This is a genomic window from Aneurinibacillus aneurinilyticus ATCC 12856 (genome assembly GCF_000466385.1).
GTDB lineage: Bacteria > Bacillota > Bacilli > Aneurinibacillales > Aneurinibacillaceae > Aneurinibacillus > Aneurinibacillus aneurinilyticus.
Genome location: NZ_KE952784.1, coordinates 1 through 14,784 on the forward strand (window position 1 = coordinate 1; position 14,784 = coordinate 14,784).

Sequence of the window (14,784 nt, forward strand, 5' to 3'; positions counted from 1 at the left end):
GCCCGTTTGGGGCACGGTGTGGTGGCGATCTGCTTTGGATTATACTGGATAATTAACACCCTTGGTAGCTTATATAATCAACACGCGTGATGTTGGTAGAATATTTTGCTAAAATAATAAGAGAATAAGAATAGTCAATAAAAAGCAGGGAGTGGAGACTACAATGGCGAGAGCCGATTATATTCAGCCGAACCTTGAAGAATGGCTGGCTGCATTTCATTTTTCGACTGACATTACGATCCGTTATTGCGAAACCGATATGTCCGGCCATGTAAATAATACAAGCCACCTTATTTATTTTGAGCAAGGAAGGGTTGAATATTTCGACCAACTTGGGTTAGGAGAAGACACGCTAAGGCATGATGGGGAAATGATGGTGGTAGCTGCGGACATTACTTGTCACTATCATAGTGAGGCATTCTTCAGGGAAAAGCTGAAGCTTGGTGTACGGGTTGCTCGTCTTGGAAACAGCTCTCTGGACATGGAGTATTGCCTGCTTGCTGACGAGAAGAACAGACTGGTGGCGACTGGCCGGGGGACGATTGTTCTTGTTAATAGGAAGACAAGACGAAGCGTGCCGATTCCAGAGGATGTACGTGAGAATATCAGTACATTTGAACAGATGGAGATGATTCGATAATTTCATGTTTTTCCATGGCATTCCACTTCCATATCTTCGCCTGCAATATCCTGTGCTGTCTCCGAGACAAAGTGCAGGCAAAAAAACGAGAGAACAACTGAACGATAGAACGCATCTTATTGAACGATTTGGATTAGAGCCAGTGCATTTGCTGGAATATCGGCGAAACGATTATACGCTACAGGATTGTCTTGAAGCGTGCTTTAGGTTCGGGGATGTCGTGTTTGCTTTTCGGCATGTTCCATTGCCTATCTGGCAGCTTAGTCGGCATGAAATCGGAGTGCCGGCACTCTCCTTGAATCGAACAAGATGGATTTTTACTATGCGTACTGAGTACCGTACAGAACTGCAAGCGATGTTTCCAGCTGTTCCAATTTTTCTTCTGTGTGAACAAAAGGGAAAGTTTTGCAGCTTTTCTAAAAGAGTAAACGAATAGTGAAAATTCCTAAGAATGAATGGAAATTTTTTGACAAGTAAGCGAACCGTGGAAAAGATAAGCGAATATAATGTGTCGCAGGCCCAAATTTCCCGTTTTCCTGAACCACCTATCTTCCCGGGTCATAACATATGGTGACTGTATCCCTAGCCTTGTACTTGAGAGCCCAGGCCAAGGAGGGGTAGCACTTTTGAGTAACGAGCAGAAAGCCAAGCCGCTATTGACCAATCGGGAACGAGAGGTATTTGAACTACTCGTGTTAGACAAGACAACAAGAGAAATCGCACAGCAGTTATTTATTAGTGAAAAGACGGTGCGCAATCATATCAGCAACGTCATGCAGAAATTGAATGTAAAGGGTCGTTCTCAGGCTGTTGTTGAACTTGTTCGTTTAGGTGAGTTAAAAATTTAATACACTCCTAAATGAACAACCCGCCTCGTTTGAGGGGGGTTTTTTATGTTGCAAAATATAACGACGATCTGTTTTCTGTATACTTTGTCCATCAGGTTGCATTTCGGCCCATATAACAGCGTTAATAGAAATTACAGAACATATGGTAGCAGAATGCCTTTATCCGCAGCATACTCAAAAGGGAAAATAGAAGAAAGCGTGTAAAAAGCCTGCTTACTTTTACACGCTTTCTTCTTTACACCATCTGCCTATAATAAGCGTGGCGTCATCATTAATAAATGTCATCTCTTTTACAAGGCGCTGAATCATGGTGTCTGGAGCAAACCTGTTCGTCACAATATATTCCCAATTCTCGGGTAGTTCAATTCCATCTGAGAAGAGGATAATCGTGTCATCTGGAGAAAATGGAAAATATCGTTCTGTGCCATTGAAAGGGCAGCCATTTAAAAATCCTGGATTTGAGATGAGATATTGTTTTTTACGTTTTGATGATATGGTTAGACAGGTAATATTTCCAATCCCTGCATAGGAGATTTTCTGTTTTTGAATATTTACCATAGCAATCCCTGCTACAGAGCCGCGAGAACCGTAAAGGGAGCGATTGCTTTCTTTGAGAAGAGCAAGCGGAGATTCATCCCCTTGTGCGTGCTTCTCAATTCCACGAATCACTTTTTCTGCGGCGTTCCTCGCTTCAGGTCCGCTGCCTAATCCGTCAGCGATACTCACCAATGCGGTGTTACCGTATGTCTGTACGAAGTAGCAGTCGCCTGAGAGGGTATTTGGGTTTTTGGATGTATGATGAATGCTGTACTGAAAAGAGTACAAAATAAATCCCCCGAATCAGCCTTTATTCTGAATTTTTTACATAGGCATCTCTCATCTGCTGCAACGTTTTACGCAGAATGCGAGACACTTGCATTTGAGAAATGCCCAATTTCTCGCCGATTTGACGCTGTGACCACTCTTCGTAATACACATAATGAATGACCTGACGTTGCTGCTCATCTAAATCTTCGAGCAGGCTGGACAAATCCATCTTCCGGTCTACATCTAAAAAGCCCGGGTCTTGATCCGGAATCATATCCATTAATGTATGAGAATCTTGTTCTTGGTTGTCGGCCTTCATCGGCGTATCGAGGGAAAGAGCATGGATATTACCTTTATTTTCCATTATCTCAAGCACTTTCTCTTCACTTACCTCAAGCTTGTCCGCAATCTCATCAATTCGTGGCGAACGTTGTAGTTCCACTGTTAATTCATCAATGGTTTTTTGTAGTCGGTAACCCATCTCTTTAATGGTTCGCGGCACACGGATGCTCCACGTTTTATCTCGAAGATAGTGCTTCATTTTGCCAACAATGGTCGATACAGCGTACGCGTCAAAATTATGGCTGACCTCACTGTCAAACTTATCAATGGCACCTAACAAAGCAAGCATGCCTACCTGATATAAATCGTCTACTAAATGAAAGTCACGAGCCATTTTGGAAGCGAGCTTTTTAACCGTCGTCTGATAGTTTTCTAGAATCTGTTCTACTAGTTCTTCTGAGCCGGTCTCCTGATACATTCGAATGTATTCTGTAATATCACGGTTGAGTGATTTCCTGGTGGACGTTTGGCTCACTTTCGCTCACCTCATCCCTTTTGAGATATTTAGTTAGTGTTACTTTAACCCCCTTCTCCCCAGTATCGTACTTGATTTCGTCCATGAGTGTTTTCATTAAGTAAATTCCTAGTCCCCCGACATCAATTTCATCAAGACTTTTTCCATGAAGTGAAGTAGCTTCTTTTTTTAATCTTTTCGCGTCAAAGGCGGCTCCTTCATCACTGACAACAATTTTCAGACGATCAAATTCCACATGAAAATCTACAACCATATCCCCTGTTTCGCCGTATTTGTAAGCATGACTCACTACGTTGTTGCATGCTTCTGCCAGTGCGACTTTTATATCTTCAATGTCATTGTAAGAAAAGCCCATCTGATAAGCGAGTCCAGAGACTGCTAAACGAATCACGCTTATATAATCGGCGCGTGCCGGAACGTTTATTTTCACGTGGTCATTCAATTCTGGCATACGAATCCCCCCTGTAAAAATTACGCAATGGTTATATACTGGTCCACACCGGAAATTTGGAAGATTCGTTGGATTTTTTCGGAAACCTCTTCCAAATACATTTCTCCAGCAATGGCTTTGCGGAGTTTAAGCGCAGCTACAAAAACACCGAGGCCGGTGCTGTCCATATAATGAAGATTTTTTAGGTTAATCCGCAGAATTCTTTTGTCTTTCTCCGCAAGGGGGAGCAGGGTCTCGCGCAACTGCGGAGCAGAAGCTAAATCTAAGTCGCCATGGATGTATACGCAGATATGTTTATCCGTTTCTTCCTTTTCAACTAAGAAAGGGAGTTGCTTCATTTTTTTCACCTCTAATATGCTTTATTATGTATACGATACTTTACTTTACCCAGATTACCTACGAGTAAAACAGCATAACAATATAGTAATTTCACTTACTTTTTTCGAATCATGACAATCGTATGATCATCGTCTAGCTGGTAATCTTTTTCCCTAATTACATATTGATACATATGATTGACGATGTCCTGAGCCGGCAACGATAAATCCGCAGTGCTAAGTGCTTCACGGAGAATTGAATTGTCATCTGGAGCTTCCGATCCTTTTCGTTCGGTAACACCGTCCGTATATAGCACCACGAAGTCATCGGATTCAAGAGAAATAGCCTTCTCTTCGTATTTCACATTGGCATCTACGCCCAAAATCAGGCCTCGTGTATTTAAATCGGCATATTTTTTTGATCTAGCGTGGTAATAGAGCGCAGGTTCATGACCGGCGGAGGAGTAGGTGAGAACGGAAGTAAGCGGATCGTAAATCGTGTAAAACATTGTAACAAACAAACTTGGGTCAGCATTTTTTAGCACTAGGCGATTTAAGTAGTCAAGAATCATATTGGCCGGCTTTACATCATTTTCAAGTGTGTCCATTGCATACTTAATCATCGACATGCAAAGAGCAGCCGGTATTCCTTTTCCTACGATATCAGCTACGAGAATTCCCAATTTATTTTTGCTGTGGTTCGTATAATAATAGAAGTCCCCCGACATCTCGCGTGCAGGAGTGCTAATGAAGCCTACATCGAGATCGTGGAATTCGTCATCGAAGGTAGGGGGATACAACTTCTTCTGCATAGAGATAGCAACGTTAATTTCGCTTTCTAATTGCTTTTTCTTTAGCCTAAGACTTTGCCGTTCCTGATATGCCATGCCAAACGATACCATAATCTCCATTAGAAATTGAAAGGAACGCTCCCATTCTTCAGATAGAACATGGCCGCTTTCTTTCATAATGCTAATGTGAAGGCCCAGAATATCTTCTGGCGGAATATCTTTTTCGATGAGCGATTTACTAAGCTGCTGACCGGCATATAACTGATGTTCGCCGGGATTTTGCAGATAGTGGAGCATAATCTTTTCGTAATACTCCTTCACTTGTTTCAAAAAATTCTCTCCTCCTTCAGATGTGCCTCTTTACGGTCTAGAAAAGCTTCCACTTTACCGCGGTAATCAGCGTTCCTTTTCCTTCGCTTGATTCAATGGCGAATTCATCCATCAAGCGTTTGACGCCTGGTAATCCGGCTCCTAAACCGCCGGAAGTAGAATAGCCGTCTTCGAGCGCTTTCAATACATCTTTAATTCCTGGCCCATTATCACGGGATATAATCTTAATACCTACTTTATCGCCTTCATAAACAGGTGAAACTTCGATTTCCCCTTGTTTGGCATATAAATAGATGTTACGAGCCAACTCGGAGATAGCGGTAGTGATACGTGCTTGATCCACTTCTCCAAATCCGAGGGATTTAGCGAGATCCCGCCCGCTTTGTCGGGCAACAACAATATCCCACTCGTTATAGACATGAATGCTAGGGTTGTTGTCCACCTTTATCCCTCCAATGATTGCTTCAATTTTTCCAAGCCCTGCTCCAGATTCATAGCGGTTTTGATGTTTCTAAAGCCAATACCCAAATCGATAAGCGTAATGCTTACCGCGGGCTGGATGCCTGTAAAAACAACTTCGCAGCCAAGCAACTCAGACATTTTTACAACATCACCCAATACGCGAGCGATGTAGCTATCAATCATCTGGACGGAGGTCAGGTCGATAACAACGCCCATCGAACCTGTTTTATGAATCATATTCAACAGGTCCTGTTGAAATTGGACGGCTGTTTTATCGTCAAGCTCAACTTGAATGGAAACGAGCAAATAGTTTCCGAGTTTTAATATTGGAATTCTCATTGTAGCATATACCTCCTCAGTTAATCTCCCTGATTTCTTTTCCTGTTTTCTCAAGAGCTACACGAAGACCTTGGCTCATGGAACTTAACGTTGTCAGCATATCCATATCGATGCCTAAGCTGATCATGGTCTGAGCAATCTCCGGTCTGATGCCGACTACAATACATTCGGCTCCGATAAGATGAATGGCTTCAGCCGCTTTAATAATATGTTGAGCTACCATAGTATTCACTTCGGCAACTCCTGTAATGTCGATAAGCACGACTTTACTCTCGTATTTAATGGCTCCATACAGAAGGTTTTGTGTAATCAGTTGTGCACGCTCTGTATCAATAGCGCCTACAATCGGCATGACCGTAATATTCTCGAATAAAGGAATAAGTGGCGCAGACAACTCCATCATTGCAGAACGTTGCGCCAATAGCTTATTCTTCCAGGTAGAGGCATAAATATCGTGGATTACACTAATGAGACGAAAGAAAAATTGCTCCACTTCTTTCATCAAGGGAAGGATGAAAGTAGGATGCTGTTGTATTTCTTCGGTTTCTAACAGAATATCACGAATGAGATAAAAAGGTTGAACGACTGCAGAAACGGGTACATCTACTTCCGTACACTGCGGAACATGGCGATAGCATGCTTGCTCAATACCAACTATAGCTCCTTTATGTACTTCTTCTTCTTTCGAGAAAAAATCGGCAAAATAACCAAGAAATCCATCATGGATCATGCAGGTGATGAATGTTTCGATTGCATGATCATAGGAAGAAGAAGCAGTGGTGCGTCGTTCTTTCCACAGTTTTTCGATTTCATCCTTATGGGTGTGAATAAACTGTTGAGAATTTTTCCTGAACATAGTAGCACTCCTATCTTCTGTATTACACTTTTTGATTCTATCATTTACTGAGTTTTATAGTGATATGTGCTGTAATATAAGCCTTCCCACCTTATCTTAACATAGTTTACAGAGGGAAAAATACGGGTAATGAACATCAGGCAACATATCCTAACGGGAGGAAGGTGCTTATGCAAACAGCTATCACTATTGGTGTAATTGTTCTCATTATCGCGATAGTCGTTATCGCGGTGATGTTGGTACAGTTTTTTCGTAATCTTAACGCTTTAATTAAACAGACGGATGAGACGATTCAACACTTACAGATGAATGCAGATCAAATTATTGCTCGGGTTGATGTCTCATTGGAAGACTTAAATGTCATCTCCAAGGACTTAACAGGAAAAATGGACAAGCTGGACAGCACGTTTCGTGCAGTTGATTCGATTGGCGAGGGTGTAAGTTCTCTATCGAATCATGTACGAGGTAAAGTGTCACGTCCTCCCGAATGGGCGGATAGAGTGCTGGAGTTGTTGACCGCCGGCTTTACCGTGTACAAGGGCTTCGACCGTATGCGCCAAATGGATGAACAGCGGACTGAGGTGAAGCAGCGTGTCCAAGCCTAATGTGAAAAAAGGAGGGAAATCCCTCTCTCCTGCAACTCCTCAACATGATCCGATCGAAGAGAAATATTATAATAAACTGGCGTGGCTTGCGGACCGGACAGAGAAAAGCCGCATTGCTGATTTCATTGAGAATTACCAGAAGCCTGGACGCGTTATATGGATTAATATGTTGGCAGGTGTCTCACGAGGCGTTGGACTAACGATCGGTACAGCAATCATTATTTTTATTGCTGTTTATATCCTCAGTTTCTTTGTATCCATGCCGCTTGTTGGCAAGTATATCGCTCAGCTTCTTGACTGGGTTAATACATTTAAACATACTAAATAAACGGAAAAACAGGGGCAAAAAGCCAACAATCTATATGGAATTCATTTGATGTATTAACAAAAATTCAGGTGGTTGGAGGAAATAGGAGATTCGGAAAAAAAGAGGTTGGATGCGCCCACCGCCCTTCCTTTTTTTCTTACCTCCCACCACAAAAATGTGTCGATTTATCCAATCAGATGTATATATCTCAAATACAAATATGCGTCTATTTCGAATAAATAAGAATACGATTCGAGAACCTTTATGAGCAAATGAGAGATTGTTCCATATACTATTTGCAAAATCTAATATAGTTTTCTTTTGCCTTTATAAACAAGCTCGCTTGACCATTGGTTTCAGAAAGCGTATTGTAAAAAGTCGTCAAGCATAAGATTTTTCAGCGTATAGTGGCTGTATGGTTTTACCGGTGATGGCATCACATCCGTTACTGTATGTATACGATAATGCCTTTTACCACTTTGCCCATAGCTTGAAACTAAGGAAAAAACGGCAGGTTTACTGAAAGATTATGAAATTGGTAGCTTGTATTCTGTAAACAGAATCGCCAAGATAGAAAAGTAAGACTAAGAGAAGGAAGCGACCAGAAGAATGAAACAAGGAATAGGGATTATTGATTCAGGCGTCGGAGGATTAACCGTCGCTAAGGAAGTGCTTCGCCAGCTGCCGCGCGAAGCGATTTATTATTTCGGAGATACAGCCCGATGCCCATATGGTCCGAGACCAGCTGAGGAAGTGCGTATATTCTCATGGCAGATGATTGAATTTCTACTTAAAGAGAATATAAAAGCGTTAATGATCGGCTGCAATACGGCAGCCGCAGTCGTGCTGCAGGAAGTAAGCGAGCAATTGGATATTCCTGTAATTGGAGTGATTGAGCCCGGAGCCCGTACTGCGATTAAAGAAACAAAGACAGGACAGGTTGCAGTTATCGGAACAGACGGAACGATTCGAAGCGAGGCATATGCGCAGGCGCTGAAGAAGCTGAATCCACAAATTCAGGTGACGAGTCTTGCCTGTCCGACGCTTGTTCCATTAGTGGAAAGCGGGAAGCTGCATGACCGGGAAGGTCTAGAAATCGTACGCGGGGCATTGCAGCCGCTTGCGAATGAAACGTTTGATACATTAATTCTAGGATGTACGCATTATCCTCTTATTGCGCATTTTATTCAGGAAGTCGTAGGGAATGGAGTGAAGTTGATTAGCTCAGCGGAAGAAGCGGCACGGGAATTAAGCGCCGTTCTGTCCTTTCGGCGTATGCTGGCGAATGGGGGAGATACAGTGAATCCTGATCATCGCTTTTTTGCAAGCGGGAATTCCGAACTGTTTATGTCCATTGCAGAGGAATGGCTTCATATTAAGGTTGAGGCACATCAAGCTATCCTTGAAAAGAAAGGAAAATAAATTCGGACAAAGTATGTATAAATCCCATCTAGGCTCGTATACATAGTAGTACAAAATGAGCCTGAGGAGGGGAAGCTATGGCACGCAGGTTATTTTTGCTAAGTGCCTTTATTGGTCTTTTATTCGTACTAAGCGGATGCGGGTTATTCGGTCCGAAAGATGCACCAAGCAACGGGGAAATCGATCCGCCTCGCCTGCATTCACAGCCGGCTGCGGGAAGTGAGAAAGCAGACGCACCGTCGTCGGTCCCGGACAAAAAAGCGAACAAATCGGTCAGTAAGCATAAAGTGTATGTACTTGATGCGGATGGAATGATTGTACCTTGGGAGATGGAGTTGCCTGAGTCCAAGGGAACAGCTAAACAGGTACTAAGCTACATGGTGCAGGGGGGCGAGGGGGAGAAATTGCTCCCATCGGGATTTCGCGCTATTTTGCCTAAAGGAACGAAGGTGCTTGGCATGACGATTAAAGACGGTGTGGCGACGGTTGATTTCTCTCCTGAGTTCAAAAAATATAAAGCTGAAGACGAACAGAAGATTCTTGAAGCGGTCACATGGGCTTTGACAGAATTCGAAGCAGTAAAAGAAGTGAATATCTGGATTAACGGCCATCCGCAAGAAGTTATGCCGGTGAAAGGCACCCCTGTATCGCATTTAAACCGTGAGAGAGGTATCAACGTGGAAATTTCTGATAAGGTAAAGCCGGGACAGGCGATGGCGGTAACCTTATATTTTCAGAATCAAGTGTCTGACAAGCTAACATATTTCGTGCCGGTGACCCGATACCTTCCAAAAGCAGATAACAAAGGATTGGCAGTTGTGCAAGAACTCATTCAAGGACCGAAGACAAGCTCGCCGTTGTTTTCCGCATTGCTTCCTTCCACGAATGTCAAGAGTGTCAAACAGCAGAAAGATATTATAGTAGTTAATTTTGATAACAAAATTTTATCGTATAGCCAGGGAGAAGCAAGCCCGGAAGCGTTGGACGCGGTCATCCTCTCCTTGACCGAGAACTCCGATGCAAAAAAGGTGCAAATTATGGTGGAAGGCAAAAATGTAGTGAAAGCGGGCAATATCGATTATACAAAGCCGGTAACCCGTTCCATGATTACAAACAGTGGAGCGTATTAAAACCGAAAGCAAAAGGAAAGGTGGGGATTGCCCCGCTTTTTCTTTTCCTGGCACAAATTTAGGCTCCTTACATGATCCATGATGGGTTGTGCTATAATAAGCCAGAAGTGAAAAATGGGAGGGAATGGCATGAGAAACGACGGACGGGAATATAACCAAATTCGGCCAGTTACCATTACGGTGGATTATATAAAGCATGCAGAAGGCTCAGTTTTAATCGAAGTTGGGGATACGAAAGTAATTTGTACGGCAACGATAGAAGAAAAAGTTCCTCCATTCATGCGGGGCCAGGGGCGCGGTTGGGTGACGGCAGAATATTCTATGCTGCCTCGTGCGACGGAGAGTCGGAATGTACGTGAATCGAGCCGCGGCAAGGTTAGTGGCAGAACGCAGGAAATTCAGCGGCTTATCGGGCGTGCACTTCGTTCCGTGGTGAGTTTGGAAGCCCTTGGAGAACGAACAATTTGGCTTGACTGTGATGTGATTCAAGCGGATGGCGGCACGCGTACTGCATCGATTACAGGTGCATACGTAGCAATGGTGTCTGCAATGGGTAAGTTAGTGGAGAAGCATCTTATCCCCCGCCTGCCGGTAACAGATTTTCTTGCGGCGGTTAGTGTCGGTATTGTGGAGGGGAAAGCCCATCTTGACCTTTGCTATAAGGAAGATTCACAGGCCAAAGTGGATATGAATATTGTCATGACTGGGCAAGGAAAATACGTCGAAATTCAGGGTACAGGAGAAGAAGCTCCATTCAGTCCAGAAGAACTGCAGGAATTGTTAGCATATGGGAAAAAAGGGGCTTCAGATTTAATTGCTATGCAAAAAGAAGTGCTAGGGCCGCTTGGACAATCGATTGGAAGCACGGACGGGGAGTCGATCCAAAATGTGTAAGCAAACTTTTCCATGGAAACGTATTGTTCTTGCTACAAAAAACAAAGGGAAAATTCGCGAATTCAGTCGCATGTTCGAGGAGTTTGATGTCGAAATTCTTACGATTGCAGACATACCGGATATGCCTGATGTAGTAGAGGATGGAAAAACATTTGAAGCAAATGCGAGGAAAAAAGCGGAGACAATCCTAGGTTTTACCGGCTTTCCGGCATTAGCTGATGATTCTGGATTGGAAGTGGACGCGCTGGGCGGTCAGCCCGGCGTGTATTCTGCGCGTTTTGCAGGACCTAATGCAACTGATGATGAAAATAACGAAAAACTCACAGGAATGCTGCGTGATGTAGCAAAAGAGGAGCGTCAGGCACGCTTTGTCTCGGTGCTTGCGCTTGCAATTCCGGATGGCCAGACATTGCTTGCCAAAGGAACGTGTGAAGGGATAATTGTGCTTGATGCTAAAGGAGAGAGGGGGTTTGGCTACGATCCGCATTTCTTCCTGCCGGACAAGCAGCAGACGATGGCCGAACTCTCCCCGGAAGAAAAAAACCGGATAAGCCATCGAGGTGTGGCGTTGCGTAAGCTGGAAGGCTTGCTTAAGGAGCGTTTCCTATGAAAGTGATTGTGGTAAGTGATACGCATGGAAGCGTAGAGCATCTGCCGGGAATCCTTGCACGTCATTCCCATGCCGCTGCATTTCACTGTGGGGATTTCTGCTATCCGCGCGAGCAGGTTCCGGCGTTTACATATGTTCGAGGCAATTGTGACAGTGATATGGATGTACCCGAGGAGAAAGTGACGGAGCTTGGGGCTCTGCGGATTTTTCAGACGCACGGACATGCATACGGTGTGAAGCAGAATGCGATGCGCTTGCGCTACCGGGCGATGGAGGAACAGGCGAACCTTGTGTTGTTCGGTCATACGCATGAGATTACCGCTATTCAGGAAAATGGAATTCTATATGTGAATCCGGGCAGTTTATTATTGCCCAGATCGTATTTTCTGCCAACATACGCGCTTCTCACCGTTGAGGAGAGAGAGGGTGGTGTACAGGTGGAAGTTTCTTTCCGTTCTCCAGAAGGAAAGAAACAGCCTAAATTAGAACGTACGTTTATCCTGCCATCTGCTGTCCGCAACTAGCTGACATGGATGCGTCTCAGGACAGAGAGGTGAATACAGGATGCCACAGGATGATAAGGAAAACATAATTTTATTTCCCGGATTTGCACAGCAAAATTTGCGGGAAGCCAAAAAAGCGGCTGAAGAGGAGCGCTACGTTCAAGCGCTGGAATATGCACAGGAAATTTTGCGTTTTGTACCTGATCACCCGGAAGCGCTTCTTACTACTGCTGATATTTTAATGCGTGCAGGACGGTTGGAAGAAGCGCTTCCGCTTCTGGCGCAAATGTGGGAAAAACAGACTGGCGATGTAGCGGAAATATTTCGTGCCTATCTTGGTCTTTTGCTGAAGCTTGAAGACTTTGAACGCATTCAAGCTCTGCTTGTACAAGCAACGAACATGAAAGAGCTTGCACCGTTTATGCCTGAAATCAAGGCGATCCAGGAAACGTTCCAGATGGTGGAGACCCAGCGGGAACAATGGGAGGAACAGGAACGGTTTTCGCGCCAGACTGCATTACAAAAAGCAGAGTTGGATCCATCGTATGCCTCACGTTTATATGAAAAGCTAGAGGGGGGAACGTTTGAGGAGCAGCTTGGAGCTATTGAGCAATTAAAATATATACAATCTCCGGAGACTGTTTCTGTCTTGCGGGAATATTTGATGCTTGTCTACCCTGATCCGATGCTGAAAACATTCGCATTGCGGGCACTCAAGAAAATGGGAGAAACAGGCCCTGTCTTTCTTTATAAGTTTGAACAAAAATTCCAAACTAACATCGAAGACGTTCCTCTATATGATGAAGAGATGCCGGAGGGGGAACGCAATGTGTTGGAGCGTCTGTCCACAATCGCCTACGAGAGAGATGCTTCATTTATCTCATTCGCATTTCAGCTATGGATGGAATACTTATTTGCTATGTATCCCCTCCATCCAGACGTTGATGCACCGGATGAGTGGGCTGCCGCCCTGCATTACGGAGTAAGCAGATTATTGCGTATGGAACAGAGCAAACAGGAAATTTCTAAGTTATACCAAGTCTCTTCCTTTCAAATCCAACGTAATTACCAATCCTTAAGCGAAGTGCTGCACCTTGAATCGCGAACCCAGGATATATGAACAGAAGATATCCTGTGAATTAAGTAGTAATTTACATAGTCTGGCGACTTTTTGCAGGAATTTTTATACTGAATGTGTAGAGTTGAAAAGGGATTTGATTATGATATAATGAAATGGTTATAATGGCAGATGTAGCACAACATACATAGTGTGGGTTTTTTGCAGCAGCACTTGTATTGGTCATAGATCTTTAGGAGGGGAAAGTTTAAATGAAGGCAACTTGGGAAAAGTTAGAGAATAACCAGGGCGTACTGACTATTGAAGTCGAAGAAGCCCGTGTAGACAAAGCAATCGATCAAGCGTTTACGAAAGTCGTTAAAAAAGTAAACGTACCTGGATTCCGTAAAGGCAAAGTTCCGCGCAAAATTTTTGAAGCGCGTTTCGGAGTAGAATCCCTGTATCAAGATGCACTCGATATCATCCTGCCGGAAGCTTATACGGAAGCTGTAGCAGAAACTGGTATCGATCCGGTTGATCGTCCTGAAGTGGATGTGGAACAAATGGGCAAAGGTCAAGCGCTCGTTTTCAAAGCGACTGTGACTGTAAAACCGGAAGTGAAATTGGGAGACTACAAAGGCCTGACTGTAGAAGAAAAGGATTTCTCAGTAAATGACGAAGCGGTAGAAGAAGAACTGAAGCAAATGCAAAACCGCAGTGCGGAACTTGTAGTGCTTGAGGATGACGCTGCTATCGAAAAAGGCGATTACGCTATTATTGATTTCAAAGGATTCGTAGATGGTGAAGCATTTGAAGGTGGCGAAGCGGAGAACTATCAGCTTGAAATCGGTTCTGGCACATTTATTCCAGGCTTCGAAGATCAAGTAATCGGCGCGAAAAAAGGCGAAGAGAAAGAAGTAACAGTTACATTCCCGGAGGATTACCATGCACAAGAGCTTGCGGGTAAGCAAGCTGTATTCCAGGTGAAAGTAAATGAAATCAAGCGCAAAAACCTTCCGGAGCTGGATGATGAGTTCGCGAAAGACGTAAGTGAATTCGATACGCTTGATGAATTGAAAGCTGACATCAAGAATAAACTGGAAGAAAAAGCGAAAACAGACGCTGAAAACTATAAAAAAGAGTCTTTAATCGAGAAAGCGACTGAGAATGCAGAGATTAATCTGCCGGAAGTTATGGTTGAGAATGAAGTGAATCACATGGTGAATGACTTCGCACAACGTCTGCAATTCCAGGGTATGAATCTTGACCTTTACTACCAATTCACTGGTCTTGATGAAGAGAAACTTCGTGAGCAATTCCAGGGAGATGCTGAGAAACGCGTTCGCACTACATTGGTGCTTGAAGCGATTGGGAAAGCAGAAAATGTGGAAGTAACGGATGAGGATGTAAATCAAGAGCTTGAGGAACTGTCCAAGCAGTATAACCGTCCGGTTGACGAACTGAGCAAAATCTTCGGTGCCCGCGATAATATGGAAAGCCTTAAGAATGATATCCGCATTCGTAAAACCATCGATCTGCTTGTCGAGAACAGCAAATAATGTCATAATAACAACAACCAGCAAACAAGGCACGAATAT

20 protein-coding genes are annotated in these 14,784 nt (G+C 43.8%); 12 read left to right on the forward strand and 8 right to left on the reverse strand.

The genetic code is table 11. The features are described from left to right. Positions 1-163: 163 nt before the first annotated feature. From HMPREF0083_RS12070 to HMPREF0083_RS12080, 3 genes are all read left to right on the forward strand, one after another. Positions 164-640 carry an acyl-CoA thioesterase gene (locus HMPREF0083_RS12070; protein WP_021621663.1) on the forward strand — a complete coding sequence of 159 codons (477 nt, stop codon included), beginning with the start codon at positions 164-166 and terminating at the stop codon, positions 638-640. A 4-nt stretch (positions 641-644) separates the two neighbouring features. Continuing rightward, positions 645-1,076 (forward strand): hypothetical protein, encoded by a 432-nt coding sequence (locus HMPREF0083_RS12075; RefSeq protein WP_021621664.1) that lies wholly within the window; start codon positions 645-647, stop codon positions 1,074-1,076. 190 nt (positions 1,077-1,266) lie between these two features. Next, positions 1,267-1,488: a helix-turn-helix domain-containing protein gene (locus tag HMPREF0083_RS12080; RefSeq protein WP_040302536.1), complete on the forward strand. Its 222-nt coding sequence runs from the start codon at positions 1,267-1,269 to the stop codon at positions 1,486-1,488. Between the two features lie 219 nt (positions 1,489-1,707). On the opposite strand, the gene HMPREF0083_RS12085 is transcribed toward HMPREF0083_RS12080, so the two are convergent. From HMPREF0083_RS12085 to HMPREF0083_RS26405, 8 genes are all read right to left on the reverse strand, one after another. Continuing rightward, positions 1,708-2,313: a SpoIIE family protein phosphatase gene (locus HMPREF0083_RS12085; RefSeq protein ID WP_040302537.1), complete on the reverse strand. Its 606-nt coding sequence runs from the start codon at positions 2,311-2,313 to the stop codon at positions 1,708-1,710. Positions 2,314-2,335: 22 nt separating this feature from the next. Further along, entirely contained in the window at positions 2,336-3,112 is a 777-nt protein-coding gene (locus HMPREF0083_RS12090) for a SigB/SigF/SigG family RNA polymerase sigma factor (protein WP_148315964.1), read from the reverse strand. Then, positions 3,075-3,563 carry an anti-sigma B factor RsbW gene (rsbW, locus tag HMPREF0083_RS12095; RefSeq protein ID WP_021621669.1) on the reverse strand — a complete coding sequence of 163 codons (489 nt, stop codon included), beginning with the start codon at positions 3,561-3,563 and terminating at the stop codon, positions 3,075-3,077. The genes HMPREF0083_RS12090 and rsbW overlap by 38 nt, the downstream gene beginning before the upstream one ends. Positions 3,564-3,583: 20 nt before the next feature. Further along, complete coding sequence (locus HMPREF0083_RS12100) at positions 3,584-3,901, reverse strand: STAS domain-containing protein (protein WP_021621670.1); 318 nt, start codon at positions 3,899-3,901, stop codon at positions 3,584-3,586. A gap of 95 nt (positions 3,902-3,996) precedes the next feature. Then, on the reverse strand, positions 3,997-4,992 hold the full coding sequence (locus tag HMPREF0083_RS12105; protein ID WP_021621671.1) for a PP2C family protein-serine/threonine phosphatase: 996 nt from the start codon (positions 4,990-4,992) through the stop codon (positions 3,997-3,999). Positions 4,993-5,038: 46 nt separating this feature from the next. Then, the gene (locus HMPREF0083_RS12110) at positions 5,039-5,443 is read right to left on the reverse strand and encodes an anti-sigma regulatory factor (RefSeq protein WP_021621672.1); all 405 of its coding nucleotides are present in this window, start codon (positions 5,441-5,443) and stop codon (positions 5,039-5,041) included. 2 nt (positions 5,444-5,445) lie between these two features. Next, positions 5,446-5,802, reverse strand: coding sequence for an STAS domain-containing protein (locus HMPREF0083_RS12115; protein WP_021621673.1), 357 nt, complete (start codon positions 5,800-5,802; stop codon positions 5,446-5,448). Between the two features lie 16 nt (positions 5,803-5,818). Continuing rightward, the gene (locus HMPREF0083_RS26405; RefSeq protein WP_021621674.1) at positions 5,819-6,658 is read right to left on the reverse strand and encodes an STAS domain-containing protein; all 840 of its coding nucleotides are present in this window, start codon (positions 6,656-6,658) and stop codon (positions 5,819-5,821) included. Positions 6,659-6,828: 170 nt separating this feature from the next. Here HMPREF0083_RS26405 and HMPREF0083_RS12125 point away from each other — a divergent pair, with 170 nt between their 5' ends. The 9 genes from HMPREF0083_RS12125 to tig all read left to right on the forward strand — a co-directional run bounded on the left by HMPREF0083_RS12125 (position 6,829) and on the right by tig (position 14,745). Further along, a complete protein-coding gene (locus HMPREF0083_RS12125; protein WP_021621675.1) occupies positions 6,829-7,263 on the forward strand; it encodes a DUF948 domain-containing protein in 435 nt (144 codons plus the stop codon). Continuing rightward, complete coding sequence (locus HMPREF0083_RS12130; protein ID WP_021621676.1) at positions 7,250-7,591, forward strand: DUF5665 domain-containing protein; 342 nt, start codon at positions 7,250-7,252, stop codon at positions 7,589-7,591. The genes HMPREF0083_RS12125 and HMPREF0083_RS12130 overlap by 14 nt, the downstream gene beginning before the upstream one ends. Positions 7,592-8,179: 588 nt before the next feature. Next, the gene (gene racE, locus HMPREF0083_RS12135; RefSeq protein WP_021621678.1) at positions 8,180-8,992 is read left to right on the forward strand and encodes a glutamate racemase; all 813 of its coding nucleotides are present in this window, start codon (positions 8,180-8,182) and stop codon (positions 8,990-8,992) included. Positions 8,993-9,069: 77 nt separating this feature from the next. Next, positions 9,070-10,122, forward strand: coding sequence for a GerMN domain-containing protein (locus tag HMPREF0083_RS12140; RefSeq protein ID WP_021621679.1), 1,053 nt, complete (start codon positions 9,070-9,072; stop codon positions 10,120-10,122). A 129-nt stretch (positions 10,123-10,251) separates the two neighbouring features. Next, the gene (gene rph, locus HMPREF0083_RS12145) at positions 10,252-11,016 is read left to right on the forward strand and encodes a ribonuclease PH (RefSeq protein ID WP_040302539.1); all 765 of its coding nucleotides are present in this window, start codon (positions 10,252-10,254) and stop codon (positions 11,014-11,016) included. Further along, entirely contained in the window at positions 11,009-11,626 is a 618-nt protein-coding gene (locus tag HMPREF0083_RS12150; protein ID WP_021621681.1) for an XTP/dITP diphosphatase, read from the forward strand. The genes rph and HMPREF0083_RS12150 overlap by 8 nt, the downstream gene beginning before the upstream one ends. Beyond that, positions 11,623-12,150, forward strand: coding sequence for a metallophosphoesterase family protein (locus HMPREF0083_RS12155; protein ID WP_021621682.1), 528 nt, complete (start codon positions 11,623-11,625; stop codon positions 12,148-12,150). The genes HMPREF0083_RS12150 and HMPREF0083_RS12155 overlap by 4 nt, the downstream gene beginning before the upstream one ends. Before the next feature lie 40 nt (positions 12,151-12,190). After that, positions 12,191-13,249 carry a tetratricopeptide repeat protein gene (locus tag HMPREF0083_RS12160; protein WP_021621683.1) on the forward strand — a complete coding sequence of 353 codons (1,059 nt, stop codon included), beginning with the start codon at positions 12,191-12,193 and terminating at the stop codon, positions 13,247-13,249. A 209-nt stretch (positions 13,250-13,458) separates the two neighbouring features. Next, positions 13,459-14,745 (forward strand): trigger factor, encoded by a 1,287-nt coding sequence (gene tig, locus HMPREF0083_RS12165; RefSeq protein ID WP_021621684.1) that lies wholly within the window; start codon positions 13,459-13,461, stop codon positions 14,743-14,745. The last annotated feature ends 39 nt before the right edge of the window (positions 14,746-14,784 follow it).

What these genes read in the sequence shown, in the direction of transcription:
- HMPREF0083_RS12070 (WP_021621663.1), top strand. Translation starts at nt 164, where the DNA reads ATGGCGAGAGCCGATTATATTCAGCCGAACCTTGAAGAATGGCTGGCT.
- HMPREF0083_RS12075 (WP_021621664.1), top strand. Translation starts at nt 645, where the DNA reads ATGTTTTTCCATGGCATTCCACTTCCATATCTTCGCCTGCAATATCCT.
- rsbW (WP_021621669.1), bottom strand. Translation starts at nt 3,563, where the DNA reads ATGCCAGAATTGAATGACCACGTGAAAATAAACGTTCCGGCACGCGCC.
- HMPREF0083_RS12100 (WP_021621670.1), bottom strand. Translation starts at nt 3,901, where the DNA reads ATGAAGCAACTCCCTTTCTTAGTTGAAAAGGAAGAAACGGATAAACAT.
- HMPREF0083_RS12115 (WP_021621673.1), bottom strand. Translation starts at nt 5,802, where the DNA reads ATGAGAATTCCAATATTAAAACTCGGAAACTATTTGCTCGTTTCCATT.
- HMPREF0083_RS26405 (WP_021621674.1), bottom strand. Translation starts at nt 6,658, where the DNA reads ATGTTCAGGAAAAATTCTCAACAGTTTATTCACACCCATAAGGATGAA.
- HMPREF0083_RS12125 (WP_021621675.1), top strand. Translation starts at nt 6,829, where the DNA reads ATGCAAACAGCTATCACTATTGGTGTAATTGTTCTCATTATCGCGATA.
- racE (WP_021621678.1), top strand. Translation starts at nt 8,180, where the DNA reads ATGAAACAAGGAATAGGGATTATTGATTCAGGCGTCGGAGGATTAACC.
- HMPREF0083_RS12140 (WP_021621679.1), top strand. Translation starts at nt 9,070, where the DNA reads ATGGCACGCAGGTTATTTTTGCTAAGTGCCTTTATTGGTCTTTTATTC.
- rph (WP_040302539.1), top strand. Translation starts at nt 10,252, where the DNA reads ATGAGAAACGACGGACGGGAATATAACCAAATTCGGCCAGTTACCATT.
- HMPREF0083_RS12150 (WP_021621681.1), top strand. Translation starts at nt 11,009, where the DNA reads ATGTGTAAGCAAACTTTTCCATGGAAACGTATTGTTCTTGCTACAAAA.
- HMPREF0083_RS12155 (WP_021621682.1), top strand. Translation starts at nt 11,623, where the DNA reads ATGAAAGTGATTGTGGTAAGTGATACGCATGGAAGCGTAGAGCATCTG.
- HMPREF0083_RS12160 (WP_021621683.1), top strand. Translation starts at nt 12,191, where the DNA reads ATGCCACAGGATGATAAGGAAAACATAATTTTATTTCCCGGATTTGCA.
- tig (WP_021621684.1), top strand. Translation starts at nt 13,459, where the DNA reads ATGAAGGCAACTTGGGAAAAGTTAGAGAATAACCAGGGCGTACTGACT.